This window comes from Microbacterium sp. (assembly GCF_041909575.1).
Taxonomy (GTDB): Bacteria; Actinomycetota; Actinomycetes; order Actinomycetales; family Microbacteriaceae; genus Microbacterium.
This window is the reverse complement of sequence record NZ_JAYRDE010000013.1, coordinates 1-23002: the sequence shown is the minus strand read 5'-3', so window position 1 is coordinate 23002 and position 23002 is coordinate 1. Positions and strand designations below refer to the sequence as shown.

Sequence of the window (23002 nt, the reverse complement as noted above, 5' to 3'; positions counted from 1 at the left end):
GCCGCGCCCGGCGCGCGCGCTCAGCTCGAGCGGTCGGCCACGGCCTGCGCGAAGCGCGAGAGCGCCTCTCGCACCGGGCCGTCGGGCAGCGGATCCAGAGCCTGGACCGCCTCGTTCGACCACGCGTGGGCGAGGTCGAGCGTGGCCTGGGTCGCTTCGTGGTCGCGGAGCTCGGTGAGCGCGTCGTCGAGGATACCGGCGTCCGCGCCGTCGGCGATGCGGGCCACCCCCTCGTCGATGCGGTCGCGCAGCGCCCGGGCCGAGGCATCCGTCCGCTCCGACAGCACCAGATAGGGCATCGTCGGCACGCCCGCTCGCAGATCGGTTCCCGGGACCTTGCCGGTCTCGTCGGGGTCCGCGGAGAGGTCGATGACGTCGTCGAGCAGCTGGAAGGCGACGCCCGCCTTCTCGCCGAACGTGACCATAGGCTGCTGGAACTCCTCGGGACCGTTCGAGAAGATCACGCCGGCCTGCGCGGCCGCAGCGATGAGGGATCCGGTCTTGTCGGAGAGCACCTGCAGGTAGAACGCGACGCGGTCGTCGCCCTCCTGCGGGCCGACGGTCTCGTGCATCTGCCCCAGCACGAGGCGCTCGAACGTGTCGGCCTGCAACTGGATGGCGCGGTCGCCGTGGCGGGCCATGATCTGACTGGCCCGCGAGAAGAGGAGGTCGCCGGTGAGGATCGCGACGCTGTTGCCCCACACCTCGTGGGCGCTGGGAACGCCGCGGCGCTTGTCGGCAGCGTCCATGACGTCGTCGTGGTAGAGCGAGCCGAGGTGGGTCATCTCGAGCGCGGTCGCGCCGTCGATCACGCGATCGGTCGCGCCCTCGCCGAGCTGCGCCGTCAGCAGCGCGAGGACCGGCCGGATCCGCTTCCCGCCTGCCTCGTACAGGTAGCGGCTGGTCGTGTCGGCAAGGGCATCGGAGCTCCGCAGCTCACGCTCGAGCGCGACGTCGACGCGCTTCAGGCCCGCCTCGACCGCGGAGTGGAGCTTGCGGGACCGGGGTCCGGCGAAGATGCGGTCGGTCAGGCCCAGCTTGCCCGCGATGCGCGAGCCCTGCGCTGAGGGAGTCACACGCCCAGCCTACCGGGGCCCGTGACCGCCGATCGCGGCGGGACCCGACTCGCGCTCAGTCGCGATCGGTCGGCTTCGTGGCGCGGTGCAGAGCGACGATGCCCATCGACAGGTCGCGGTGCGCGACATCCGTCCACCCCTGCTCCCGGATCCACGCCGAGAGTGTGCGCTGGTCCGGCCAGTCGCGGATCGACTCGTTGAGGTAGTCGTACGCCTCGGCGTTCGAGCTCATCGCCTTGGCGACGACGGGCAGCACTCGGTCGTTGTAGAACCGGTAGAGGCCGTGGAAGGCGCGCGACGGCGGATGCGAGAACTCGCACACCACCAGCCGGCCGCCGGGGCGGGTGACGCGCAGCAGCTCGGCGAGAGCCTTCTTGGGCTCGTTGACGTTGCGCAGGCCGAACGACATCGTCACGGTGTCGAACTCGGCATCCCCGAACGGGAGGTCGGTCGCGTCGGCCTGCACGAAGGACAGGTTGCGGATTCCGCCGTGCCGGCGCCTGCCCTCGGCGATCATTCCGGGCGAGAAATCGGCGGCGACGACGGTCGCACCGCTGCGGGCGAGGGCGACGCTCGAGGCGCCGGTCCCGGCCGCGAGGTCGAGGATGCGCTGGCCCGGACGAGGGGCGACCGCCCTGGTCGTCGCGGCGCGCCAGAAGCGGTCGTTGCCCATGCTCAGCACGGTGTTGGTGCGGTCGTACGCCGGCGCCACCTGGTCGAACATCCCGCTCACGCGCGACGGGTCCTTGTGCAGGTCGGCGCGGTTCGGCTCGTGCTCGGAGGGGTGGGATGCCACGGCTCGAGTCTAGGCGCGGTCCGGCCTCACTCGAGGTCGAGACCGGCGAGACGGGCGAGCCACCCGCCGGGTGTCGCGTCGTCGAACGGCGCCTCGCGGGCGATCACGCGGCGCTCGAGATCGAGCGCGAGCGCCTCGAGCCGCGCGACGACCTCGAGGGGGTAGCCGTAGGCGACCCGGTGCTCGTCCCATTCGTCCTGGTCGTCGATGTAGACGCCGACGTCCTCACGGTCGACCACGTCGAGGTCCATGTCGATGCCGGTGGGCTCGGCGCCCTCCCACCGGACGTCCCACGCCAGGTCGATATAGGTGCGGGTGCGGTGCGGGGCGGCGTTGTGCGTGTACACCCAGTCGCCGCTCGGCGGGAGGAGGGTGACGTTCGGATGCTGCGGCGCGAACGTGCGGCCGGGGCGGGAGCTGTCCCACCCGGGGAGCTGACCGAACCAGTCCCCCCAGCGGTCTCTGCCGAGGTACACGCACTCGTGGATCCAGTGCGGCCCGCCGTCCCATTTGCGCCACCGGAACAGCAGGCGCGTGCCCGTTTCTGGGCGGGCGTCTTCGGTCACGGAGCGAGTCTAGGCTTGACGTGTGACCTTCCCGCACCGCCCGCCTCAGCTGGTGGTCGAGACCCGCGAGATCGATCCCGTCGAGGATCTGCTCGCGTTCGCCGATCCTCGCTCCCCGCTGGCCTGGCTTCGCCGCGGCGAGGGCATCGTCGGCGTGGGGCACATGGTCGTCGGCTACGAGACCGGCGCGGCGGGCTTCGACCCCCGCACACTGCCGTCGCCGGCCGACACGTGGCGCGAGATCGCCGCGCTGGCGGAGGTCGACGATCCGGTCGGAGTGCACGGCACGGGGCTCGTGGCCTTCGGCACGCTGGCCTTCGATCCGCGGTCCCAGGCGTCGAGCCGCCTCATCGTGCCGCAGGCCGTGGTCGGCCACCGGGAGGGGCGCGCCTGGATCACGACGATCCGCTCGACCGCGTCCACCGTGGCGGCGCCGCAGGTCGCCCCCGTGCCTTACGGACCGTACTGGTCGGCGACCCTCGGCCCCGGTGCGCTCAACCCCGAGGGCTACCAGGCGGCCGTGCGCGCGGGTCTGGACGCGATCGCCGCGGGCGAGGTCGGCAAGGTCGTTCTCGCGCGCGACCTCGTGGGCACGGTGCCGGCCGGGGCCGACCTCCGCCGCCTGGTGCGCGCCCTGGCCACGGGCTACCTCGACACATGGACCTTCGCCGTCGACGGACTCATCGGCGCGAGCCCCGAGACGCTCGTCACCGTCTCGGGGGGCGAGGTCACGGCCCGCGTCCTCGCCGGGACAATCCCCCGCGGAGCCGACAACGAAGGCGATGCCGCGGCATCCTTCCGCCTCTCGCACAGCGGGAAGGACCTCGACGAGCACCAGTTCGCGGTGCAGAGCGTGCTCGACGCGCTCGCGCCGCACGTGAGCTCGCTGCGCGCCGATGACGAGCCGTTCGCGCTGGAGCTGCCGAACCTGTGGCACCTGGCGACCGACGTCGCCGGCGAGATCGCCGACCACGCCTCCGCGCTGGACCTGGTCGCGGCGCTGCACCCGACCGCCGCCGTGGCCGGGACGCCGACGGAGGCCGCGATGGAGGTCATCCGCCGCATCGAGCCGTTCGACCGCCGGCGCTACGCCGGACCGGTCGGGTGGGTCGACGCCCAGGGCGACGGCGAGTGGGCGATCGCCCTGCGCTGCGCCCAGATCGGCATCGAGCCCGTGCGCGGCTTCGCGGAGTTCAGCGACACCATCCCGGTCGTCGCGCACGCCGGAGCCGGGATCGTCGCCGGCAGCGACCCCGAGACGGAGCTGCTCGAAACCCGCGTGAAGTTCCGCCCGATCGTCGACGCCCTCGCCTGACCCCGGCTTCGCCGGGCCGGGGCCGGGTCCGGGCTCGGTCTTGGCCTTCCGCCGGCCTGTGCCCCCGCGCCGCCTGCAGAACTCCTCAAATCCGGCGCCGAAACGGCCGTTTCGGGCCCGATCCGGCGCCCGGGAGCCCGATCTTGAGGAGTTAGTGCGGGCCGGGCGCCGGAGCCGGCCGGGCGAGGGAGCGGGCCGGGCGCCGGATCCGGCCGGGCGAGGGTCAGGCCTTCCTGTCGGGGGCGAAGAGCATGCGCGCCAGCACGAGCATCATGAGCGCGAAGCCGCCGGCGAAGGCGACGGGAGCCCACCACCAGCCGACCGTGAAGACGAGCACCGCGATCACGCAGAACGTCACGATCCAGATCGCGGCGGTGTAGATGCCGAATCGCGCGGCGGTCTCGGGCTCGCGCTCGAACCGGTTCGCCGGCTCGTCGGCGAGCGCGCGCCGCGTCCAGGCCTTGTGCCGGTTGGTCTGCGTCGCGCCCAGGAAGGCGAACAGGACGATCGACGTGATCACGCCGAGGGCTGCGAAGACGATCCCCCACACGGGCATCGTGCCGAAGGCGACGAGCGCGCCGAAACCGATCCCGTACGCCGCGAGGAAGGTCGCCAGCGCGTAGGCGCCCGCGCGCCCCGACGGCATGGGGTGGTTCGTCGTGGTCTCCTGCGACAGCGAGTCCCCGACGAGCAGGCCGAGAGCGGTGGAGGCGAAGCCGAACAGCGCCACCTGACCCCACACGATGATCGGCAGCACGCCGACCGCGCTGAGAATGCCGAGCGAGATGCCCACGACGGCGATCGCCGACCACAGCACGACGCGCACCACGAACGCGGGCTTCGGACGCACGCGGTGCTTCTGCTGCAGCGCGGCGTACCCCGCGAGGCCACGCGGGGACGCGGCATCCGTCCCGTCGTCCAGGAGCTCGCGCACATCGCCCAGCTCGGCCACCGCGGTGCGCGCCGCCTCGGCGGGGAGGGCGCCGGATGCCTCGAGCTCGGACGTGCGCGCGACGAGGTTCGCCCGCACCTCCTCCTTGAGATCCTGCGCGTCGGGGGTCATCTCGACGCCGCTGAACGCTTCGTCGAGGAGGCGGTGGAGGTCGGTGTTCTCGGTCATTGCTGCGGGTCCTTCACGTCGAGGAGCGAGTCGATGATGCGGCGGGTCGCCGTCCAGGCGGCGACGTTGCTGCGGAAGACCGCACGCCCCGCGTCGGTGATGCGGTAGTACTTGCGGCGGCCGCCCTGCGTCTCGTCGCCCCAGTAGGACTCGACGAGTCCGTCCTTCTCGAGCCGGCGATAGGTCGCGTAGAGCGTGGCTTCCTTGATCTCGTGGTCGCCGCCGGTGGCGTCGCGGATCGTCTTGTAGATCTCGAAGCCGTACCGATCGCCGCGCCGCAGCACACCGAGCACGATGGTCTCGGTGTGGCCGCGCAGCAGGTCGGCTGCGAAGGCGTCGTCCTTTGTCATGTCGAGTACTGTATCACATCAAGTACTTGACGCCGCACGCATCTATACCGGATCACCTGCCTCGCGCCTAGACTCGCGCCATGTCGTTCGACGTCGCCGCCGAGGCGTACGACCGGTTCATGGGCCGCTTCTCCCGGCCCCTCGCGACCGAGTTCGCCGACTGGGCCGCGATCGCCCCCGGGGCGCGCGTGCTCGACGTCGGCTGCGGGCCCGGAGCGCTCCTGGCCGCCCTCTCCTCGCGCACCGCGCCCGATCAGGTGGCCGGGATCGATCCGTCCGAGAGCTTCCTCGCCACCGCCCGCGCGCGCTTCCCCTGGGCGGACCTCCGTCACGGATCCGCCGAGGCCCTGCCGTTCGACGACGACACGTTCGACGCGGCGCTCGCGCAGCTGGTGGTGCACTTCATGACGGATGCCGCGGCAGGCCTCTCCGAGATGGCCAGGGTCACCCGGCCCGGCGGCACGGTCGCGGCGTGCGTGTGGGACTTCGCCGGCGGGCGCGCGCCCCAGAGCATCTTCTGGTCGGCTCTCGGCTCGGTCGTTCCCGGGGTCGAGGACGAGTCGCGCCGCACCGGGTCGAGCGAGGGCGACATCCCGGCGCTGCTGCGAGGGGCCGGATGCTCGGGCGTCGAGGAGGCGCAGCTCTCGGTCGTCGTGGACTTCGCGTCCTTCGAGGAGTGGTGGGAGCCGTACACGCTCGGCGTCGCCCCCGCCGGGCAGCAGCTCGCCCAGCTCTCCGAGGCCGACCGCGGCCGCGTGCGGGAGCGGGCGGCGGAGCTCCTGCCGTCCGGGGCCTTCAGGATCACCGCGACCGCGTGGGCGGCCCGCGGCAGCGCGGCGGTCTAGGTCAGCGCGAGCCGCTTCTTCTCGGCCTCCACGTCGAAGGTCGCCGGGGGCCACTGCGGGTTGATCTCTTCCAGCGCCTCCAGCAGCAGGTGCTGCACGGCGAGGCGGGCGTACCATTTGCGGTTCGCCGGCACCACGTGCCAGGGCGCGTGGTCGGTCGACGTGCGCTCGAAGACCTGCTGGTAGGCATCCATGTACTTCGGCCACAGCTGACGCTCGTCGACGTCGCCGGGGTTGTACTTCCAGTGCTTGTCCGGGCGTTCGAGGCGCTCGTTGAGCCGCTCCTTCTGCTCGTCGGACGAGATGTGCAGCATGACCTTGACGATGCGCGTGCCGGACCCGGTCAGCTGCTTCTCGAAGGTGTTGATCGCCCCGTACCGCCGCTCGATCTCCTCGTGCGGGGCCAGCTCGCGCACGCGCCCGATGAGCACGTCCTCGTAGTGGGAGCGATCGAAGACCCCGATGAAGCCGGGCTCGGGGACGCGCTTGGCGACGCGCCACAGGAAGTCGTGCTCCAGCTCCTCGGGCGTCGGCTTCTTGAACGCCGTGATCGACACGCCCTGCGGGTCGACCGACCCGACGACGTGCCGCACGATGCCGCCCTTGCCCGCGGAGTCCATCGCCTGCAGCACCAGCAGCACGGCGGCATCGGTCGCGTCGACCCGGCTCTGCGCGAACAGCCGGTCCTGGTACTCGTCCAGCTGCTTCGCGCCGGCTGCGAGATCCTCCGCGGCCTGGACCTTGTCCTTCCCATACCCCGGAGTGTCGGACGGATCGACGTCGGCGAGCACGAAGCCCTCGCCCACGCGCAGCAGTTCGCCGGCCTCGCCGGTCCAGTGCTTCTGGCTCGTCGCAGTCATGTGCCCATCATGCAGGGCGTGGACCGGGCGCGTCAGCAGCATCCGCCGTTTCTCGTGCGTGCTCGAGAGCGGGCGCCTCCGGAGCGACGGAGCACGGATGCCGCGGCTCAGCGCTCGAGCGGAACCTCGATGAGCTGCCGGCCCCCGACCGGTGAGGTGAGCACCTGATCGAGCGCCGAGCGGGTGGTCACGCGCCGGTACTCCCAGCCGTATGCGACGGCCAGATGCTCGAACCGCACCGCATGCGGTGTCAGCAGCACCCGGTCCATCGCCTCGGGTCCGGCGACGGCTGCGACCTCGAGCCCGTCGAAGATGGTGCCGCCGTGGTCGTTGCCGACGATCACCTGGATCCGCGGCTCCGCTTCGGACGGCGGAAGGAGCAGGGCGCCGACGTCGTGCAGCAGGGCGAGGTCGCCGAGCAGCACGCGCGTGACTCCGGGCCGACCTTCGATCTGGCTGGCCAGGGCGATGCCGGTCGCGGTGGCGACGGTGCCGTCGATCCCCGCGAGGCCGCGGTTCGAGTGGACCGGCACCTTCTTGCCGCCCAGCACCTGATCCGCGACGCGCACGAGGCGCGACGAGCCGAACACGAGCCGGTCGTGCGGCCACGTCGCGCGCCACACCGCGTCGACGAGCGCGGCACGATCGAGCGGCGCGCGCACGGCCGCGAGCTCCGCGGCGATGGCGCCGAGCCGCTCCTGCGGAACAGCCGAGGCGAGCCCTTCGGCATCGGGCGCGGGCGGGGCGAGGTCGATGGATGCCTCGCGCGACGCGTGCATCCACGCCCCGAGCCATTCGCGATCCGCGTCGCCCCTTGCGACCGCGAGGGCGTCGACGGCGGTGGTCGCGCCGTTGAGATTGAGCGGCTCCCCCGGACCCCGCACGGCGATCACCTCGACCTCGGGGTCGGACAGCAGCGCCGCGACCTCACGGCTCAGGGTCGGATGCCCGAGGACGACCGCACGCTCGATGCGCCCGCCCAGGTCGGGGTCGCGCAGCAGCTCGCGGTAGCCGTGCACCAGCTGGCGGCCGAAGCGCGCCCCGCTGACGATCTCGGCGATCAGGGGCCATCCGCCGGCGTGGGCGAGGGTCTCGGCATCCGCCCCGGCGTCGGCGCCGGCGATCACGACGGTGCGCGGGCCGGGCACCAGGACGACCGGGCGCTCGTCCGGGTCCTCAGGCATGTCGGACTCCCCGATGCCGCCCCCTCCTTGGTAGAGCGCTCCGGATGCCTCGTCCTCGGGGATCTCGGCGGCCGGCGGACCGTCGGGGTGCGCGTCGTGGGCGACGGCGAGTTCGGGGCTCGGCATCCCGAACCACTCCGGCAGGTCTCCGGCGAGCGGCTCGCGGAACGGCAGATTCAGGTGCACCGGCCCCGGCGAGCGGAGGCCTACGCCGAGTGAGGCCGCGACGGCCTCGTCCGCGACGCGCCGGAACATCACGCTCTGGTCCTCGTCGCCGCCGGGATCGCACTGTTCGGGAACGGGAAGGTCGGCCTCGTACCGCACGTTGGGGGCGAACATCCCCGGCTGGCGCGTCGTCTGGTTCGCGCCGACGCCGCGCAGCTCCGGCGGCCGGTCCGCGGTGAGGAGCAGGAGCGGCACCCCGGCGTGGTGCGCCTCGAGCGCGGCCGGAAGCAGGTTCGCGACCGCGGTGCCCGATGTGCACACCACGACAGCCGGCATCCGCGTCTCACGTCCGATGCCGAGGGCGGTGAACCCGGCGACGCGCTCGTCGATCCGCACGTGCAGCCGCAGCACGCCCCGGCGCTCCAGTTCGGCGGCGACGAGGGCGAGCGCCTGCGAGCGGGAGCCCGGGCTCAGCACGACATGCGCGACGCCGAGCTCGATCAGGCGGCTCAGCAGGGCGGCGGCAGCGTCAGTGGCGGCGGAGGCGAGTCCGCGCTCGGCGCCTGACACGGTCAGCCGACGGCCCCGCGCTGTCCGCGCTCGTCGTCGCCGTCGGCCGGGCGCACGGGAGGCTCGGCGGGAGTGTCCGGTGCCGCGGGAGCCGGAGCACCGGGTGTCGCGGTCTCCGCGCCGGCTGCGGCGGCCGCGGACGGGTCTCCGCTGGACCAGCGCGGATCGTCGTCCTCGGCGTCGAGCTGAGCGAGCTCCTCCTCGAGGCGGCGGATGCGCTCGTCCTGGTCGGAGATCGTGCCGATGCGGCCGAGGAACTCGGGGTCGTCGTCGGGTGCGCGGCGGGCGGCGATCGTCGAGCGCCGCATGCGGCCGACCAGGAGCCACAGGAGGCCGCCGAGCACGGGGATCACGACGACGATGAGGATCCAGACCGGCTTGCTCACGCCGCGGTGGCGGCTGGGCGGCTGCACGGCGCAGTCCACGATCGTGTAGACCCAGAAAGCCGTCGCCACCAGGGCCAGGATGAGCAGGGCCCGCGTCATGCTCCCATCCTAGGCGAGCCCGGACGCACGGAGGCCTTCTCGTGACCGAACCGTCGCCTGCGCCCGCGGCGGCGCCTGTGCCCTCGATTACGATGGACGGGTGAAAGCCCGCTCCGCCCTGACCTACTCGGTGCTGCGGCTCCTCGCGTTCCTGGTCCCGTTCGGGATATTCATGCTCTTCCCGATCATGCGCGAGTACTACTGGCTCTCCGCGATCTTCGCCGCCCTCATCGGCCTCAGCCTGTCGATGCTCTTCCTGCGGCGGCCGCTGGACGAGATGACCGCCGGCCTGGCCGAGCGACGGCAGCGCGCGCGGCGCGCGGCGACCGACGAAGAGGCCGAGGACACCGCCGCCGACGATCGCGCGCCGGGCGCGGCATCCGATCACCGCCCTGCCGACTGACCCGGCTTGGTAGGACCCGGCTTCGTCACCGCGGCGGCGGCCGCGCGGGGCGTCAGCCCACGAACGCCCAGAGCAGGAACGCCCCGTAGGCCACCGAGGTCAGCGAGGTCAGGCCGAGGGCGACGACGAGCTCCCGCGGGTCGCGGTACGTCCACACGATCAGAATGGCGGGCAGCGCGGCGAGCAGCACCAGCAGCGTGAGCCACGCGATGGGGTAGAACAGCGCGAGGAACGCCGCGATGCCGAACGGGGCGAGCACGAAGACCGTGAAGAGCCAGCGGGTGGCGGTGCGGCCGATGAGCACCGTCAGTGTGCGCTTGCCCGCCGCGCGGTCCTGGTCGATGTCGCGCAGGTTGTTGGCGAGCAGCACCGCGCACGCGAGCAGCCCGGCGGCGACCGCGCCGAACCATGCCTCCTGCGGCAGCGAGAACGCCTGCACCCATGTGGTCCCGAGCGTCGCCACGAGTCCGAAGAACACGAACACCATGACTTCGCCGAGACCGTAGTAGCCGTACGGCCGCTTGCCGCCGGTGTACAGCCACGCCGCGACGATCGCCACCGCCCCCACCGCGATGAGCCACCACTGCTGCGTGCGGATCGTGATCGCAAGGCCCGCGACGGCCGCGATGCCGAAGAACAGCAGAGCAGCGCCGAGCACCGCCCGCGGAGACGCCTTGCGCGACGCGGTGAGGCGCGCGGGTCCCACGCGGTGGTCGTCGGTGCCCCGGATGCCGTCGCTGTAGTCGTTCGCGTAGTTCACGCCGATCTGCAGCGACACCGACACGATGAGGCAGAACAGCGCGATGACCCAGTGGAAATCGTCGACCACGAGCATCGCCGCGCCCGTCCCGATGAGGACCGGCGTGAAGGCGAGGGGCAGGGTGCGCAGGCGTGCGGCGGCGATCCAGTCCCTCGACGTCGCCGGCTCGACGGCGCGGGGGGCGCGCGGCTGGTGCGCCCGCTGCGGATTGCCGCGCGGCGCCTGCTTCTTCGGACCGGGGTGCTTGCGCTTCTTGCTGGGAGTGCCTGCCACGAGTGGTCATCCTAGAGGGCGTCGCGATGAACTCCCGCAAGCCCCTGGCGATCCACCCGGAGGTGTCGCAGGCTGTGCCCATGTTGAGCATCGGATCGACCGTCCTCACCGTCGAAGACATCCAGCGCGCCGGCGACTTCTGGCGCGCCGCGCTGGGGTACGTGAATCGCAGCGAGCCCAGCGACGACTGGGTGATCCTCGACCCGCCGGGGAAGACGACCTGGGCCGCGCCCGGCGCGAGCCTCGCGCTCTCGGTGACCGGGTACCCGCAGCACTACCCGCCGCGGATCCACCTCGACATCTACGCCGAGGATCAGAAGGCCGAGGTCGCGCGCCTGCTCGCGCTCGGCGCGCGCGAGGTGGACTGGGACGACTACCCCGACGACGCGGACTGGATCGTCCTCGAGGACACCGAGGGGAACCGCTTCTGCGTGGTCGACACCGGCCCGTTCAGCGCCGCCTGAGCCGTCAGTGCAGCGACGCGACCGCGCGGCGGATCGCCTCGCGGTCCGGCTTGCCCGACGGCAGCGTCTCGAGTTCGTCCACGAGCACGAGCCGTGAAGGTCGCGCGTGGGCGCCGATGCTGTCCTTCACGGCCGCACGAGCCTCCTCGAGCTGGACCGCCTCGCTGCGGCGCAGCGCCTCTCCCCGCGTCGCCACGATGACGGATGCCTCGCCCCAGCGCGCGTCCGGAACCCCGACGACCACGGCCGAGTCCAGGCCCGGGACGGTCCGGACGATGCGCTCCACGCGGTCCAGCGACACGTTGATCCCGCCCGACACGATGACGTTGTCGATCCGCCCGCGCACGCGCAGCACCCCGTCCTCGAAGAGGCCGGCGTCGCCGGTGCGGTACCACCGGGTGCCGTCGGGATCGCGCGGGAACGCGGCATCCGTCCTCTCCTGCTCCCCGAGGTAGCCGTCGGCCAGCGTCGGCCCCGCCACCTGCACCTCGCCCTTGCGGATGCGCACGCTCACCCCGCGCAGCGGCACCCCGTCGTAGACGCACCCACCCGATGTCTCTGTCGAGCCGTAGGTGCGGACGATGCGCGCCCCGGCCTCCTGCGCGCGTTCGAGGAGGGCGGGCGGGAGCGCCTGCCCGCCGACCAGGATCGCCTCGAACGAGCGCAGAGCGGTGAGCACGGCGGAGTCGGTCGCCGCGGCGTCGAGGAGCGTCGCCAGCTGCGCCGGGACGAGCGACGTGTACGTGGGGATGCGCCGGCCGTGCTCGCTCGAGGCCATCATCAGCGCGGCGGCCGCGAACGCCTGCGGCGCGAACGCGCCCGTCATGACGGCCGGCTCGCGGTCGGCCACGATCGACCGCACGAGCACCTGCAGCCCCGCCACGTAGCTCGCGGGCAGGGCGAGCAGCCAGGCCCCCTCCCCCACCCGCTCCGCCGTGGCCAGCGCGCTCGCGGTGAGGGCGTCGCGGCTGAGGACGACCCGCTTGGGCACGCCCGTCGAGCCCGACGTCGTCACGACCACCGCCGTCCCGGCGCGCACGTCGCTCGGCAGGCCGCTCACCAGCCCGAGGCCGAGGGCGGGTCCCGCGCCGTGGAGGGCGCCGCGGAGCCCCCGCAGGATGTCGCGGGGATCGTCGCCGACCACGGGCTCGAGCCTCATCGGTCTGCAGAACTCCACGGATCGGGGCGCCGAAAGCCGCTCCGGGCCCCGACTGCGGCCGGGAGCGAGCAGTTCCGTGGAGTTTCGCCGGCGCTCATCGGATCAGTACTGCCACGGGTACGGCGACCAGTCCGGATCGCGCTTCTCGAGGAACGCGTCGCGCCCCTCGACCGCCTCGTCGGTGCCGTAGGCGAGGCGCGTCGCTTCGCCCGCGAACACCTGCTGGCCGACCAGGCCGTCGTCGACGGCGTTGAAGGCGAACTTCAGCATGCGGATCGCCGTCGGCGACTTCGTGAGAATCGTCTGGGCCATCGCCACCGCCTCGCGCTCGAGGTCGGCGTGCGGCACGACCCGGTTGACGGCGCCCATCTCGTACGCCCGCTGCGCGGAGTACTCCTCAGCCAGGAAGAACACCTCGCGCGCGAACTTCTGCCCGATCTGCCGGGCGAAGTACGCCGAGCCGTAGCCCGCGTCGAACGATCCCACGTCGGCGTCGGTCTGCTTGAACCGGCCGTGCTCGGCCGACGCGATCGACAGGTCGCAGACCACGTGCAGCGAATGCCCGCCGCCGGCCGCCCACCCCGGGATCACGGCGATCACGACCTTGGGCATGAACCGGATGAGCCTCTGCACCTCGAGGATGTGAAGCCTCCCTGCGCGAGCGGGATCGGTGACCGCATCGGTCTCGGAGTACTTGTAGCCGTCGCGGCCGCGGATGCGCTGGTCACCCCCGGAGCAGAAGGCCCAGCCGCCGTCCTTCGGGCTCGGGCCGTTGCCGGTGAGCAGCACGACGCCGATGCGCGGGTCCTGCCGGGCCGCGTCCAGCGCCCGGTACAGCTCGTCCACGGTGTGCGGGCGGAAGGCGTTGCGCACCTCCGGACGGTCGAACGCGATGCGGGCGATTCGCCCGTCCTTCGACACGTGCGACGTGACGTCGGTGTACCGGTCGGCGCCGGGTGCCGGCATCCATTCGTCTTCGTCGAAGAGCTCAGAGACCATGGCTTCCAGCATATTCGGCGGGATGCCGCGGCTCAGGCCCCGTTCTTGGCGTCGCGCCAGCGCAGCCACGACCGCACGAGGTCGTAGTCCCAGTCGGGTCCGTGGAACGCGAGCGTGAACAGGCGCACCCCGGCGTCGTAGAGCTCGTCGGCGACGGCTTCGCCCCGCCGGTCTAGCTCGTTCGAGACGACGAGGCCTGAGGTGTCGCGCTCCTCGCGCTCGGCCCAGCGCTCGATGACGTCGAGCTTGTGGGCGAGGTCCTCCGGGCGGACGAAGCTGTGCCAGATGTCGGCGTGGCGGGCGACGAGGCGCAGGGTCTTCTGCTCGCCCTTGCCGCCGATCATGACGGGGATGTCGCGGGTCGGCGCCGGGTTCAGCTTCGCCCAGCGGGCCTCGATGCGGGCGAGACCCTCAGCGAGGTCGTCGAGCCGGGAGCCTGCGGTGCCGAACTCGTAGCCGTACTCCGCGTAGTCGCGCTCGAACCAGCCGGAGCCGGTCGCGAAGATGAACCGGCCGGTGCCGCCCTTGGCGGAGATGTGGTCGATCGTGCGGGCCATGTCGGCCTGCAGGTCGGGGTTGCGGTAGCTGTTGCAGTTGACCAGGGCGCCGAACTCGACGCGCTCGGTCTGCTCGGCCCAGGCGGCGAGCATCGTCCAGGATTCGAAGTGCAGACCGTCGGGGTCGCCCGAGAGCGGGAAGAAGTGGTCCCAGTTGAAGAGGATGTCGACCCCCATCTCCTCGAGCCGCATGACCGCGTCGCGGAAGGCCGGGTAGGGAGCGTGCTGGGGCTGCAGCTGGACGCCGAGGCGCACCGGAGTGTCGAGCAGAGGCATGGATTCAGCCTATTTCCGCTCCCACACCGACTGGGCCGTTTGTGCGGGCGAATGGCCGGAGCATCGAGGCGCCACGCAGGCATTCGCCCGCACAAACGGATGGTGGCTCAGGGCTTGCGGGCGCGGGCAGCCTTGAGCGCGCCGTCGACGGTGTCCCACACGGCGATGCCGGCGATCACGAATCCGACGACGGTGGAGACGATCGCGCCGACCTCGGCGCCGCCCTCGCCGATGATGGCCGGGAAGTAGGCCGGGTTGATGAGCTCGCCCTGCATGAGCAGCCAGATCGCCGGGATGGCGATGACCGCATTCAGGATGCCGTTGACCACAGCGAGCCAGACGGTCCAGCGTCCGATCGCGTACACCGTGACGGCGAGACCGGCTTCGAGCGCCATGAGGGCGAACAGGCCGAGGATCCACGCCGGCCACAGCCCGGGGTCGAGGAACGACAGGCCGGGCTCGGTGGGCACGAATCCGACGAACAGGTCCCACAGGATCGCGCCCGCGGCGACGACGAGGAACACGAGCGAGGCGACCAGGTCGCCGAGGCCGGCGCCGCGAGGCCGAGGCTCGGGCAGGTCGTCGACGGTCCACTGATCGAACTCCAGGGTCTTCCCCCGGCCTTCGCTGCGCTCGACGATGACGAACACGAGTGTCGTCCAGAACGCCAGGTGCACGCCCACGGTGAGCGCGAGCGGCCAGATGGCGCCCATGATCTCGCCGAACGACGCTCCGTCGAGCACCATCGCGAGCGAGACGCCGAACACGGCGCACGGGATCACGATCCACAGCAGCAGCTTGAGCAGTCGCCACCACTGCAGGAAGTACCGCGGACCCACGAGCCACAGCGGGCGGTCGGTGTATCCGGCGGCGAGCTTGTCGGGATCGCCGAGGTCGGTCAGCACGGCCCGCTCGGCGACGTCACGCGCCTCGCCGGACTCGACGCGCGCCTCGACCTGGTCCTCGATGGACACGCGCAGCTCCGCGGCGAGGTCGGCACGCTGCGCCTCGGGCACGGTGCGCATCGCAGCATCCACGTAGCGGTCGGTGAGGGTGGGGGTGGCAGTCATCTCAATTCTCCTCGGGGAGGGCGTCGATCGCGGTCGCGATCGAGCGGAAATCGGCGGTGAGGGCGCTCGCCAGGCGGGTGCCGGCGGCGCTGGTGCGGTAGAACTTGCGGGGCCGGGCCTCGTCGGTGTTCCACTCGCTCGTGAGGAAGCCCTGCTTCTCGAGGCGCCGCAGCAGCGGGTACAGCGTGTTCGCGTCGGTGGGGAAGCCGTGCTCCCCCAGCTGCTCGAGCAGGCCATATCCGTAGCCGGGAGCCTCGAGCAGTCGCAGGCACGCGAGCACGATCGTGCCGCGCCGCAGCTCCTGCAGGTGCGTCTCGAGGATCTCGGTTTCGCTCATGCGTCACACCATACTGTGCGACGCACACTATAGTCAAGCGCACATTGAAGGCTCACGCGCGTTGTTGCTACGGCGGCGCCCCGCCGACCCCGCAAGACCCTTGAACCGCCCCGGCTCGGCGCGAAGACTCGGCGCATGGTTCTCGTCGGCTATCACGCCTCCCACGAGCAGCTGCCCCCCAGCGCGCTCCTCCGCTCCGTCGTCGCCGCCGAGCAGGCCGGCTTCGACGCGGCCATGTGCTCGGACCACCTCGCGCCCTGGGGAGTGCGCCAGGGCGAGTCGGGCTTCGCCTGGTCGTGGCTCGGCGCCGCCCTCGCGTCGACCTCGTTCTCGCTCGGCGTGGTCAACGCTCCCGGCCAGCGCTACCACCCCGTTGTGATCGCCCAGGCGGTCGCCACTCTGGAGGAGATGTTCCCCGGGCGCTTCTGGGCGGCCCTGGGCAGCGGCGAGGCGATGAACGAGCACGTCACCGGAGACCCCTGGCCCGCCAAGGATCGCCGCAACGCCCGTCTCGACGAGTCGATGACCGTGATCCGCCGCCTGCTCGCGGGCGAAGAGGTCACGCACGACGGCGAGGTCCGCGTGCACCGGGCGCGCATCTGGTCGCGCCCGGCGACGCCTCCGCCGCTGCTCGGCGCGGCGGTCAGCGCCGAGACCGCGGGCTGGCTCGCCGGCCGCGTCGACGGCCTCGCGACCGTGGCGCAATCCCCCGAGGCGCTCCGGCGCGTGGTGGAGGCGTACCGGTCGGAAGGCGGCGAGGGACCGTGCGTGCTGCAGGTGCACCTGTCGCTGGCCGAGACGGATGCCGCAGCCCTCGCTCTCGCGGAGGACCAGTGGCCGAACGGGCTCATCGGGCCGCCCCGCGCGTGGGACTTCGACCAGCCCGAGGACTTCGATGCCGCCGTCGCCGACCCGGACGAGGCCGAGCTGCGCAAGGCGGTGCTGGTGGACGCGGATGCCGCGGCCCTCGCCGAGCGCATCGCCGAGCTGGTCCGGATCGGCTTCGACCGGGTGTATCTGCACCACGTGGGCAAGAACCAGGACGCGTTCCTCGACCGGGCCGGGGACGAGCTGCTCCCCGCGCTGCGGAGGGCACTGTGAAGATCACCGACACCGGCGACCTCTGGTGGAAGTCCGCGGTCGTCTACTGCCTGGACGTCGAGACCTACCTCGACTCGAACGGAGACGGAATCGGCGACCTCACCGGGCTCGGCCGCCGCATCGACTATCTCGCCGACCTCGGGGTCACGTGCCTGTGGCTGATGCCGTTCTACCCCACGGCCGACCGCGACGACGGCTACGACGTCACCGACTTCTACGGCGTCGACCCCCGCCTCGGCAACCACGGGGATCTCGTCGAGGTCATCCGGTCGGCGCGGGATCGCGGCATCCGCGTCATCGTCGACCTCGTGGTCAACCACACCTCCGACAAGCACCCGTGGTTCGTGGCCGCCCGCCGGTCGCGGACGTCGCCGTTCCGCGACTTCTACGTGTGGCGCGACGAGCCGCCGGCGAACAACGTCAATGCGGTGTTCCCCGGCGAGGAGAGCACGCTGTGGGAGCTCGACGAGAAGACCGGCCAGTACTACCTGCACAGCTTCTACAGCCACCAGCCCGATCTGAACATCGCCAACCCGACCGTGCGCGACGAGATCGCCAAGACGATCGGCTTCTGGCTGCAGCTGGGGATCTCGGGCTTCCGCGTCGACGCGGTGCCGTTCCTGCTCGAGGTGCCCGAGGGCGCCGACTTCACCGACCCCCACGAGTACCTGCGTGATCTGCGGCGATTCCTGCAGCGGCGGTCGAAGGAGGCCGTGCTGCTCGGCGAGGTGAATCTGCCCTACCGCGACCAGAAGACGTATTTCGGCGGCGGCAAGGGCGAGGAGCTCACCCTGCAGTTCGACTTCATCGGGATGCAGGCGCTCTATCTGTCGCTCACGCGCTCCGACCCTCGTCCGCTCGCGAAGGCGCTGCGCGGCCGGCCGACGATCGCGCCGGAGGCGCAATGGGCGAACTTCGTGCGCAACCACGACGAACTCACCCTCGACAAGCTCACCGACGCCGAGCGGGAAGAGGTGTTCGAGGCGTTCGCACCCGACGAGAAGCAGCGCGTCTACGGCCGCGGCATCACGCGGCGCCTTCCGACGATGCTGGGCGGTGATCCGCGACGCATCCGGATGGTCTACAGCCTGCTCTTCTCGCTGCCCGGCACCCCCGTGCTGTTCTACGGCGAGGAGATCGGCATGGGTGAGAACCCCGAGATCCCGGGGCGGATGTCGGTGCGGACGCCCATGCAGTGGCACGACGGACGCAACGGCGGGTTTTCGAGCGCGGCGCCGGGCCGCCTCGCGTCCCAGCCGCCGGAGGGCGGCTTCTCGCCGGAGCACGTCAACGCGTCGGGGCAGATGAACGACGAGGAGTCGCTCCTGCACTTCATCCGCCGGCTGGCCGCGCGCTACCGCATCTCCCCCGAGATCGGCTGGGGCGAGCTCGAGATCCTCGAGCACGATGCCCCCGGCGTGCTGGTCCACTCGCTCACCGCCGACATCGGACGCATGGTCGCGTTCCACAACTTCACGGAAGAGCCGCAGACCGTCCGCATCGCACTGCCCGACGAGCCCGACGGGACGGCGATGAGCGACCTGTTCGGCGCGGGCCGGGCGCCGCTGGACGACCGCGGTCGGTACGAGATCGAGCTGGCGCCCTACGGCTGGTCCTGGCAGCGCGTCGCGCGGCCCGGCGACGACCGGGTCGGCTGAGCGCGTCGGCGGGCGGCCGTTGCATCGAATCCCCGGATCCCCGCCGAATCCCGGGGCAGCGCCCGGTGATTCGGCGCGAATCCCGGGGTTCGGCGGGCGCCGGGCCTTGACCCGGGCATGATGGGGAGCGTGAGCACCCCGGCGCCCGTCCCTCCGCTTTCCGAGCTCCTCGCGAGCGCACACGTCGTGGCGCTGCCGCTCGCCACGCGCTTCCGCGGCGTCGACGTGCGCGAGGCCGTCGTGTTCGAGGGGCCCGAGGGATGGACCGAGTTCTCGCCGTTCACCGAGTACGCCGATGCCGAGGCGGCGACCTGGCTCGCCGCGGCGATCGACTTCGGGTGGATGCCGCAGCCCGCCGCCGTCCGGAGCGAGGTGCCGGTCAACGCCACGGTGCCTGCGGTGGATGCGGCATCCGTCCGCGACGTGCTGGCGCGATTCGACGGCTGCCGCACCGCGAAGGTCAAGGTGGCCGAACCCGGACAGCGCCTCGCCGACGACGTCGCGCGCGTGGCCGCCGTGCGCGACGCGATGGGGCCGGAAGGCCGCGTGCGCGTCGACGCGAACGGCGCCTGGAACGTCGACGAGGCCGAGCGGGCTCTCCATGCCCTCGCCGAGTACGACCTGGAGTACGCCGAGCAGCCGTGCGAGAGCGTCGAGGAGCTTGCCGAGCTGCGCCGTCGCGTGAAGTACATGGGAATCCCGGTCGCCGCCGACGAGAGCGTGCGCAAGGCGGCCGACCCCCTCGCAGTCGCGCGGGCGGGCGCTGCGGATCTGCTCGTCGTGAAGGCGCAGCCGCTCGGCGGGGTGCGCCGGGCGCTCGAGATCGTCGCCGAGGCCGGGCTTCCCGCGATCGTGTCGAGCGCCCTCGACACGTCGATCGGCCTCTCCATGGGCCTCGCCCTGGCCGCCGCCCTACCCGACTTGGACTACGACTGCGGGCTCGGCACGGCCTCGCTGTTCACCGCCGACGTCACCGCCTGGCCGCTCGTGCCGCGGGACGGGATGCTCCGCGTCGGCCGTGTGAGCCCCGACGCCGACCTGCTCGCCGGGAACGCGGCATCCGCTGACCGTCGGGACTGGTGGCTCGATCGGCTCGCGCGCTGCCACGCTGTGCTCGCGGCGCGCTGAGCGCGCTCAGGCCTGCGGCGGCTCGATGATGAGCTGAGCGACGCGGGCCAGCTCTTCGTTGGTGCGGCGGCACATCTCGTCGTAGTCGAGGCCCGCCATCACGGAGCGCACGGCCGAGCCCTCCCACACGGTGAGCATGAGGCGCGCCGCGGCGTCCGACGGCAGGCGGAAGCGCAGCACGTTCGCGCGACCGATGTCCTCGATGATCTGGGCGACGCTCTCTCGCATCTCATCGTCCTGGGCGAGGTACGCGGACGCCAGCTCGGGGTTGCGCAGCGCGTGGATGCGGATCTCGTTCATGAGGAGCACACCCAGCCGATCATCGGCGGAGACGTCGAGCACCTGCTGGATGATCTCGAAGGCGTCGCCGGCGGCGTCCTCGAACGCACCCGCCCGCTCCAGGTCGCCGACGCGTCCCCGCACCGCGGCCACGCGCGAGCGCGCGACGTTGGCGGCCAGTTCGAGGAAGAGCTCGTCCTTCGTCTCGAAGTTCGAGTAGAAGGCGCCCCGCGTGAAGCCCGCACGCTCGCAGATGGCCTCGACGGATGCCGCGTCCAGGCCGACCTCGGCGAAGACCTGGGCCGCGGCATCCAGCAGCTTCTGTCGCGTCGCCTCCCGGCGGCGCGACGTCACCGCGACGGTGTCGGTCATCGGTGCTCCTTCCGCCCTCGTCCGTCCATCGAAACACACACGCAAGACTCAGGTTCGAGTGAGGCGTCGGCTCTACGATACACTCATGTATCCGATACAGCGCTGTATCGAAAGACCCTGATCCCACCCGGAACGCGGAGGCGCTGTGTCCACCCTGCTGTATGCCCTCGGCCGTTGGTCCTACCGCCACCCGTGGCGGGTGCTCGTGGCCTGGCTTCTTCTGCTGGGCATCGCCGGCGGCAGCGCCGCGGTGTTCATGAAGGGCACCGACAACTCCTTCTCGATCCCCGGGACCGAGGCGCAGGAGGGCATCGAGCTGCTGGACCGCAGTTTCCCGCAGGCGAGTGGCACGAGTGCGCAGCTCGTCATCGTGGCCGACGACGGCGACGTCGTCACCGATGACCCTTACGCCGCCGAGATCGACGACACGATCGCGCACCTCGAGGACCTCGACGGCGTCATCGCCGTGACCGACCCGTTCGACGAGATGGTGAGCGGCCTCGTCTCCGACGACGAGTCGGCCGCGATCATCCGCCTGCAGTTCGACGGGCAGGCAACGGATGTCTCGGACGAGACGAAGGAGGGCCTCCAGCAGGTCGCGGACGACCTGCGCGAGACGCTGCCCGAGGGCTCTCAGGTCGCGATGGGCGGCGACCTCTTCTCGCAGTCCGTCCCCGCGCTCTCGCTGATCGAGGCGGTCGGCGTTCTCATCGCCCTGTTCGTGCTGATCGTGACGTTCCGCTCGTTCGCGGTCGCGTGGTTCCCGCTCGTGTCGGCCCTGATCGGCGTCGGACTCGCGATCGCACTCATCTACGTGTCGACCGCCTTCGCCTCGATCTCGTCGACCACCCCGATGCTCGCGATCATGCTCGGCCTCGCGGTCGGCATCGACTACGCCCTCTTCATCGTCGCGCGACATCAGGACCAGGTGCGCGCGGGTGTGGAGCCCGAGGAGTCGGCCGCCCGCGCCACCGGCACCGCCGGATCCGCCGTCGTCTTCGCCGGCGTGACCGTGCTCATCGCGCTCATCGGCCTCGGCTTCGCCGGCATCCCGTTCCTCACCACGATGGGCATCGCCGCCGCGGTCGCCGTCGCGATCGCCGTCGTGGTCGCCGTCACGCTCACGCCGGCGCTGCTCGGCTTCGCCAAGGACCGCGTCGCCGGATGGGGCCACGGCCGCGCGCGTCGCGGCGTCGCGCTGTCCTCGCGGCGCCGCCGCGGGACCGCCGCGGCTGAGGAGGCCCCGGTGCCGGCCGATGCGGACGCCCCCGCCGCCGCCGCCGCGGCCGCGCCCGTGAAGAGGATGAACCGCTGGGTCATGCTCGTGACGCGGCATCCCGTCATCACGACCATCGCGGTCGTGCTCACCCTCGGCGTGATGGCGATCCCGGCTGCCAGCCTCGGACTCGCCCTCCCCAACGCGGGCCAGCAGCCCGAGACGAGCCAGGCACGCCAGGCCTACGACCTGACAGCGGAGCACTTCGGCCCGGGCTCGAACGGTCCCCTCATCATGACGGGCACGATCGTCACCTCGACCGACCCGCTCGGCCTCATGGCCGATCTCGCCGACGAGATCGAGCAGGTCCCCGGTGTCAAGGAGATCGCGCTCGCGACCCCCAACGAGACGGCCGACACGGGCCTGGTCCAGATCGTGCCGGAGACGGCGCCCGACGACCCCGCGACCGCGGAGCTGGTGCGCGACCTCCGCGCCCTCGCCCCCGAGCTCGAGGAGGAGTACGGCGTCGACCTCAAGGTCACGGGCTTCACCGCCGTCGGCATCGACATCTCCGACCGCCTCGGCGCGGCCCTGCTCCCCTTCGGCGTCTTCGTCGTCGGGCTCTCGCTCGTGCTGCTCATGATCGTGTTCCGGTCGATCTGGGTGCCGATCAAGGCCGCACTCGGCTACCTGCTCTCGGTGCTCGCCGCCTTCGGCGTCGTCGCGGCCGTCTTCGAGTGGGGCTGGGGCGCCGACCTGCTGCACGTCACGCGCGAGGGCCCGGTCATCAGCTTCATGCCGATCATCCTGATGGGCGTGCTGTTCGGCCTCGCGATGGACTACGAGGTCTTCCTCGTCAGCCGCATGCGCGAGGACTACGTCCACGCACGCCGTGGCGGCGGCCACGCCACCCGTGGGGCTCGCGACATCGCGATCGGCGCGGTGCGCTCGGGCTTCACCGCCTCCGCGCGGGTGGTCACTGCGGCCGCGATCATCATGTTCGCCGTCTTCGCGGCGTTCGTGCCCGAGGGCGACGCCTCGATCAAGCCGATCGCGCTCGGCCTCGCCGTCGGCATCGCCGTCGACGCGTTCCTCGTGCGCATGACCCTGGTCCCGGCGGTCATGGCGCTGCTCGGCGACAAGGCATGGTGGATGCCGCGCTGGCTCGAGCGGACGCTCCCGCACTTCGACATCGAGGGCGAGGCCGTCGAGCGCGAGCTGTCGCTCGCGCAGTGGCCCGAGCCCCACACGACGGCCGCGCTCGTCGGCGAGCGCGTGGCGGTGCGCGCCGACGGCGGAGCCGCGGGCGATGTGGTCCTCTTCGACGAGGCGTCGTTCCGCGTCGAGCCGGGCGGCACCCTTCTCGTCACCGGCGACGCCCGTGCCGCACGCGCGTTCGGGCTGACGGTCGCCGGACGTCTCACCCCGAGCGACGGCCTGCTGCGCGTGGCCGGGCACCTGCTGCCGGAGCGTGCGGCATGGGTCCGTGCGCACGTGGGCGTCGCGCTGCTCGGCGACGCCGACGATCCGGTGCGCGAGCTGCGCCGTGCGCTCCGCGGGCGGACGTGGCGGGGCGTGTTAGACCGCAACGACACCCGCGACCACCCCCCCCCGGCCC

At 71.9% G+C, this 23002-nt stretch carries 23 protein-coding genes; 8 read left to right on the top strand and 15 right to left on the bottom strand.

The window, feature by feature from the left end; genetic code table 11:
* Positions 1 to 20: 20 nt before the first annotated feature.
* The 3 genes from ACE3O1_RS03540 to ACE3O1_RS03530 form a co-directional block, all read right to left on the bottom strand.
* Positions 21 to 1076 (bottom strand): polyprenyl synthetase family protein, encoded by a 1056-nt coding sequence (locus ACE3O1_RS03540; RefSeq protein WP_374312477.1) that lies wholly within the window; start codon positions 1074 to 1076, stop codon positions 21 to 23.
* 55 nt (positions 1077 to 1131) lie between these two features.
* Positions 1132 to 1800 carry a bifunctional demethylmenaquinone methyltransferase/2-methoxy-6-polyprenyl-1,4-benzoquinol methylase UbiE gene (ubiE, locus tag ACE3O1_RS03535; RefSeq protein WP_374312520.1) on the bottom strand — a complete coding sequence of 223 codons (669 nt, stop codon included), beginning with the start codon at positions 1798 to 1800 and terminating at the stop codon, positions 1132 to 1134.
* 98 nt (positions 1801 to 1898) lie between these two features.
* Complete coding sequence (locus ACE3O1_RS03530; protein ID WP_374312475.1) at positions 1899 to 2438, bottom strand: DUF402 domain-containing protein; 540 nt, start codon at positions 2436 to 2438, stop codon at positions 1899 to 1901.
* A gap of 22 nt (positions 2439 to 2460) precedes the next feature.
* On the opposite strand from ACE3O1_RS03530, the gene ACE3O1_RS03525 reads away from it, so the two are divergent.
* Positions 2461 to 3753 carry an isochorismate synthase MenF gene (locus ACE3O1_RS03525; protein ID WP_374312473.1) on the top strand — a complete coding sequence of 431 codons (1293 nt, stop codon included), beginning with the start codon at positions 2461 to 2463 and terminating at the stop codon, positions 3751 to 3753.
* A gap of 223 nt (positions 3754 to 3976) precedes the next feature.
* On the opposite strand, the gene ACE3O1_RS03520 is transcribed toward ACE3O1_RS03525, so the two are convergent.
* Positions 3977 to 4873 carry a permease prefix domain 1-containing protein gene (locus tag ACE3O1_RS03520; protein ID WP_374312471.1) on the bottom strand — a complete coding sequence of 299 codons (897 nt, stop codon included), beginning with the start codon at positions 4871 to 4873 and terminating at the stop codon, positions 3977 to 3979.
* Positions 4870 to 5223: a PadR family transcriptional regulator gene (locus ACE3O1_RS03515; protein ID WP_374312468.1), complete on the bottom strand. Its 354-nt coding sequence runs from the start codon at positions 5221 to 5223 to the stop codon at positions 4870 to 4872. Before ACE3O1_RS03515 ends, ACE3O1_RS03520 begins: the two co-directional genes overlap by 4 nt.
* Positions 5224 to 5303: 80 nt before the next feature.
* On the opposite strand from ACE3O1_RS03515, the gene ACE3O1_RS03510 reads away from it, so the two are divergent.
* Positions 5304 to 6068, top strand: coding sequence for a class I SAM-dependent methyltransferase (locus ACE3O1_RS03510; protein ID WP_374312466.1), 765 nt, complete (start codon positions 5304 to 5306; stop codon positions 6066 to 6068).
* Here the strand turns inward: ACE3O1_RS03510 and ACE3O1_RS03505 are convergent.
* The 3 genes from ACE3O1_RS03505 to ACE3O1_RS03495 all read right to left on the bottom strand — a co-directional run bounded on the left by ACE3O1_RS03505 (position 6065) and on the right by ACE3O1_RS03495 (position 9332).
* Positions 6065 to 6928 carry a polyphosphate kinase 2 family protein gene (locus ACE3O1_RS03505; RefSeq protein ID WP_374312464.1) on the bottom strand — a complete coding sequence of 288 codons (864 nt, stop codon included), beginning with the start codon at positions 6926 to 6928 and terminating at the stop codon, positions 6065 to 6067. The two genes, ACE3O1_RS03510 and ACE3O1_RS03505, sit on opposite strands and share 4 nt — an antisense overlap.
* A gap of 107 nt (positions 6929 to 7035) precedes the next feature.
* A complete protein-coding gene (gene menD, locus ACE3O1_RS03500; RefSeq protein WP_374312462.1) occupies positions 7036 to 8847 on the bottom strand; it encodes a 2-succinyl-5-enolpyruvyl-6-hydroxy-3-cyclohexene-1-carboxylic-acid synthase in 1812 nt (603 codons plus the stop codon).
* A 2-nt stretch (positions 8848 to 8849) separates the two neighbouring features.
* Complete coding sequence (locus ACE3O1_RS03495) at positions 8850 to 9332, bottom strand: PLDc N-terminal domain-containing protein (protein WP_374312460.1); 483 nt, start codon at positions 9330 to 9332, stop codon at positions 8850 to 8852.
* A gap of 100 nt (positions 9333 to 9432) precedes the next feature.
* Between ACE3O1_RS03495 and ACE3O1_RS03490 the strand changes: the two genes are divergently transcribed.
* Positions 9433 to 9735 carry a DUF4229 domain-containing protein gene (locus tag ACE3O1_RS03490; protein ID WP_374312458.1) on the top strand — a complete coding sequence of 101 codons (303 nt, stop codon included), beginning with the start codon at positions 9433 to 9435 and terminating at the stop codon, positions 9733 to 9735.
* A gap of 52 nt (positions 9736 to 9787) precedes the next feature.
* Here the strand turns inward: ACE3O1_RS03490 and ACE3O1_RS03485 are convergent, their stop codons facing one another.
* A complete protein-coding gene (locus tag ACE3O1_RS03485; RefSeq protein WP_374312456.1) occupies positions 9788 to 10768 on the bottom strand; it encodes a 1,4-dihydroxy-2-naphthoate polyprenyltransferase in 981 nt (326 codons plus the stop codon).
* Positions 10769 to 10848: 80 nt separating this feature from the next.
* On the opposite strand from ACE3O1_RS03485, the gene ACE3O1_RS03480 reads away from it, so the two are divergent.
* Entirely contained in the window at positions 10849 to 11232 is a 384-nt protein-coding gene (locus tag ACE3O1_RS03480) for a VOC family protein (protein WP_374312518.1), read from the top strand.
* 4 nt (positions 11233 to 11236) lie between these two features.
* On the opposite strand, the gene ACE3O1_RS03475 is transcribed toward ACE3O1_RS03480, so the two are convergent.
* From ACE3O1_RS03475 to ACE3O1_RS03455, 5 genes are all read right to left on the bottom strand, one after another.
* Positions 11237 to 12391 carry an AMP-binding protein gene (locus ACE3O1_RS03475; RefSeq protein ID WP_374312454.1) on the bottom strand — a complete coding sequence of 385 codons (1155 nt, stop codon included), beginning with the start codon at positions 12389 to 12391 and terminating at the stop codon, positions 11237 to 11239.
* Between the two features lie 102 nt (positions 12392 to 12493).
* Entirely contained in the window at positions 12494 to 13402 is a 909-nt protein-coding gene (locus ACE3O1_RS03470; protein ID WP_374312452.1) for a 1,4-dihydroxy-2-naphthoyl-CoA synthase, read from the bottom strand.
* Between the two features lie 20 nt (positions 13403 to 13422).
* The gene (locus ACE3O1_RS03465; protein ID WP_374312450.1) at positions 13423 to 14223 is read right to left on the bottom strand and encodes an LLM class F420-dependent oxidoreductase; all 801 of its coding nucleotides are present in this window, start codon (positions 14221 to 14223) and stop codon (positions 13423 to 13425) included.
* A 107-nt stretch (positions 14224 to 14330) separates the two neighbouring features.
* Positions 14331 to 15293, bottom strand: coding sequence for a permease prefix domain 1-containing protein (locus ACE3O1_RS03460; protein WP_374312448.1), 963 nt, complete (start codon positions 15291 to 15293; stop codon positions 14331 to 14333).
* 1 nt (position 15294) lies between these two features.
* On the bottom strand, positions 15295 to 15630 hold the full coding sequence (locus tag ACE3O1_RS03455; RefSeq protein ID WP_374312446.1) for a PadR family transcriptional regulator: 336 nt from the start codon (positions 15628 to 15630) through the stop codon (positions 15295 to 15297).
* Between the two features lie 135 nt (positions 15631 to 15765).
* Between ACE3O1_RS03455 and ACE3O1_RS03450 the strand changes: the two genes are divergently transcribed.
* The 3 genes from ACE3O1_RS03450 (at position 15766) to ACE3O1_RS03440 (ending at position 19517) form a co-directional block, all read left to right on the top strand.
* On the top strand, positions 15766 to 16731 hold the full coding sequence (locus tag ACE3O1_RS03450; RefSeq protein ID WP_374312444.1) for a TIGR03885 family FMN-dependent LLM class oxidoreductase: 966 nt from the start codon (positions 15766 to 15768) through the stop codon (positions 16729 to 16731).
* The gene (locus ACE3O1_RS03445; RefSeq protein ID WP_374312442.1) at positions 16728 to 18389 is read left to right on the top strand and encodes an alpha-amylase family protein; all 1662 of its coding nucleotides are present in this window, start codon (positions 16728 to 16730) and stop codon (positions 18387 to 18389) included. The genes ACE3O1_RS03450 and ACE3O1_RS03445 overlap by 4 nt, the downstream gene beginning before the upstream one ends.
* Before the next feature lie 120 nt (positions 18390 to 18509).
* The gene (locus ACE3O1_RS03440) at positions 18510 to 19517 is read left to right on the top strand and encodes an o-succinylbenzoate synthase (RefSeq protein ID WP_374312440.1); all 1008 of its coding nucleotides are present in this window, start codon (positions 18510 to 18512) and stop codon (positions 19515 to 19517) included.
* Between the two features lie 6 nt (positions 19518 to 19523).
* Here ACE3O1_RS03440 and ACE3O1_RS03435 read toward each other — a convergent pair whose 3' ends face one another.
* A complete protein-coding gene (locus tag ACE3O1_RS03435) occupies positions 19524 to 20168 on the bottom strand; it encodes a TetR/AcrR family transcriptional regulator (RefSeq protein ID WP_374312438.1) in 645 nt (214 codons plus the stop codon).
* A gap of 145 nt (positions 20169 to 20313) precedes the next feature.
* Here ACE3O1_RS03435 and ACE3O1_RS03430 point away from each other — a divergent pair.
* Positions 20314 to 23002 (top strand): efflux RND transporter permease subunit (locus ACE3O1_RS03430; protein ID WP_374312436.1); only part of this gene is annotated, 2689 nt, incomplete at its 3' end.

Bases quoted from the DNA above. Each gene is read 5' to 3' on its own strand.
- ACE3O1_RS03515 (WP_374312468.1), bottom strand. From the start codon at position 5,223: ATGACAAAGGACGACGCCTTCGCAGCCGACCTGCTGCGCGGCCACACC.
- ACE3O1_RS03465 (WP_374312450.1), bottom strand. From the start codon at position 14,223: ATGCCTCTGCTCGACACTCCGGTGCGCCTCGGCGTCCAGCTGCAGCCC.
- ACE3O1_RS03475 (WP_374312454.1), bottom strand. From the start codon at position 12,391: ATGAGGCTCGAGCCCGTGGTCGGCGACGATCCCCGCGACATCCTGCGG.
- ACE3O1_RS03510 (WP_374312466.1), top strand. From the start codon at position 5,304: ATGTCGTTCGACGTCGCCGCCGAGGCGTACGACCGGTTCATGGGCCGC.
- ubiE (WP_374312520.1), bottom strand. From the start codon at position 1,800: ATGTTCGACCAGGTGGCGCCGGCGTACGACCGCACCAACACCGTGCTG.
- ACE3O1_RS03435 (WP_374312438.1), bottom strand. From the start codon at position 20,168: ATGACCGACACCGTCGCGGTGACGTCGCGCCGCCGGGAGGCGACGCGA.
- ACE3O1_RS03460 (WP_374312448.1), bottom strand. From the start codon at position 15,293: ATGACTGCCACCCCCACCCTCACCGACCGCTACGTGGATGCTGCGATG.
- ACE3O1_RS03495 (WP_374312460.1), bottom strand. From the start codon at position 9,332: ATGACGCGGGCCCTGCTCATCCTGGCCCTGGTGGCGACGGCTTTCTGG.
- ACE3O1_RS03470 (WP_374312452.1), bottom strand. From the start codon at position 13,402: ATGCTGGAAGCCATGGTCTCTGAGCTCTTCGACGAAGACGAATGGATG.
- ACE3O1_RS03520 (WP_374312471.1), bottom strand. From the start codon at position 4,873: ATGACCGAGAACACCGACCTCCACCGCCTCCTCGACGAAGCGTTCAGC.
- ACE3O1_RS03450 (WP_374312444.1), top strand. From the start codon at position 15,766: ATGGTTCTCGTCGGCTATCACGCCTCCCACGAGCAGCTGCCCCCCAGC.
- ACE3O1_RS03455 (WP_374312446.1), bottom strand. From the start codon at position 15,630: ATGAGCGAAACCGAGATCCTCGAGACGCACCTGCAGGAGCTGCGGCGC.
- ACE3O1_RS03440 (WP_374312440.1), top strand. From the start codon at position 18,510: ATGGGGAGCGTGAGCACCCCGGCGCCCGTCCCTCCGCTTTCCGAGCTC.
- ACE3O1_RS03505 (WP_374312464.1), bottom strand. From the start codon at position 6,928: ATGACTGCGACGAGCCAGAAGCACTGGACCGGCGAGGCCGGCGAACTG.
- ACE3O1_RS03480 (WP_374312518.1), top strand. From the start codon at position 10,849: ATGTTGAGCATCGGATCGACCGTCCTCACCGTCGAAGACATCCAGCGC.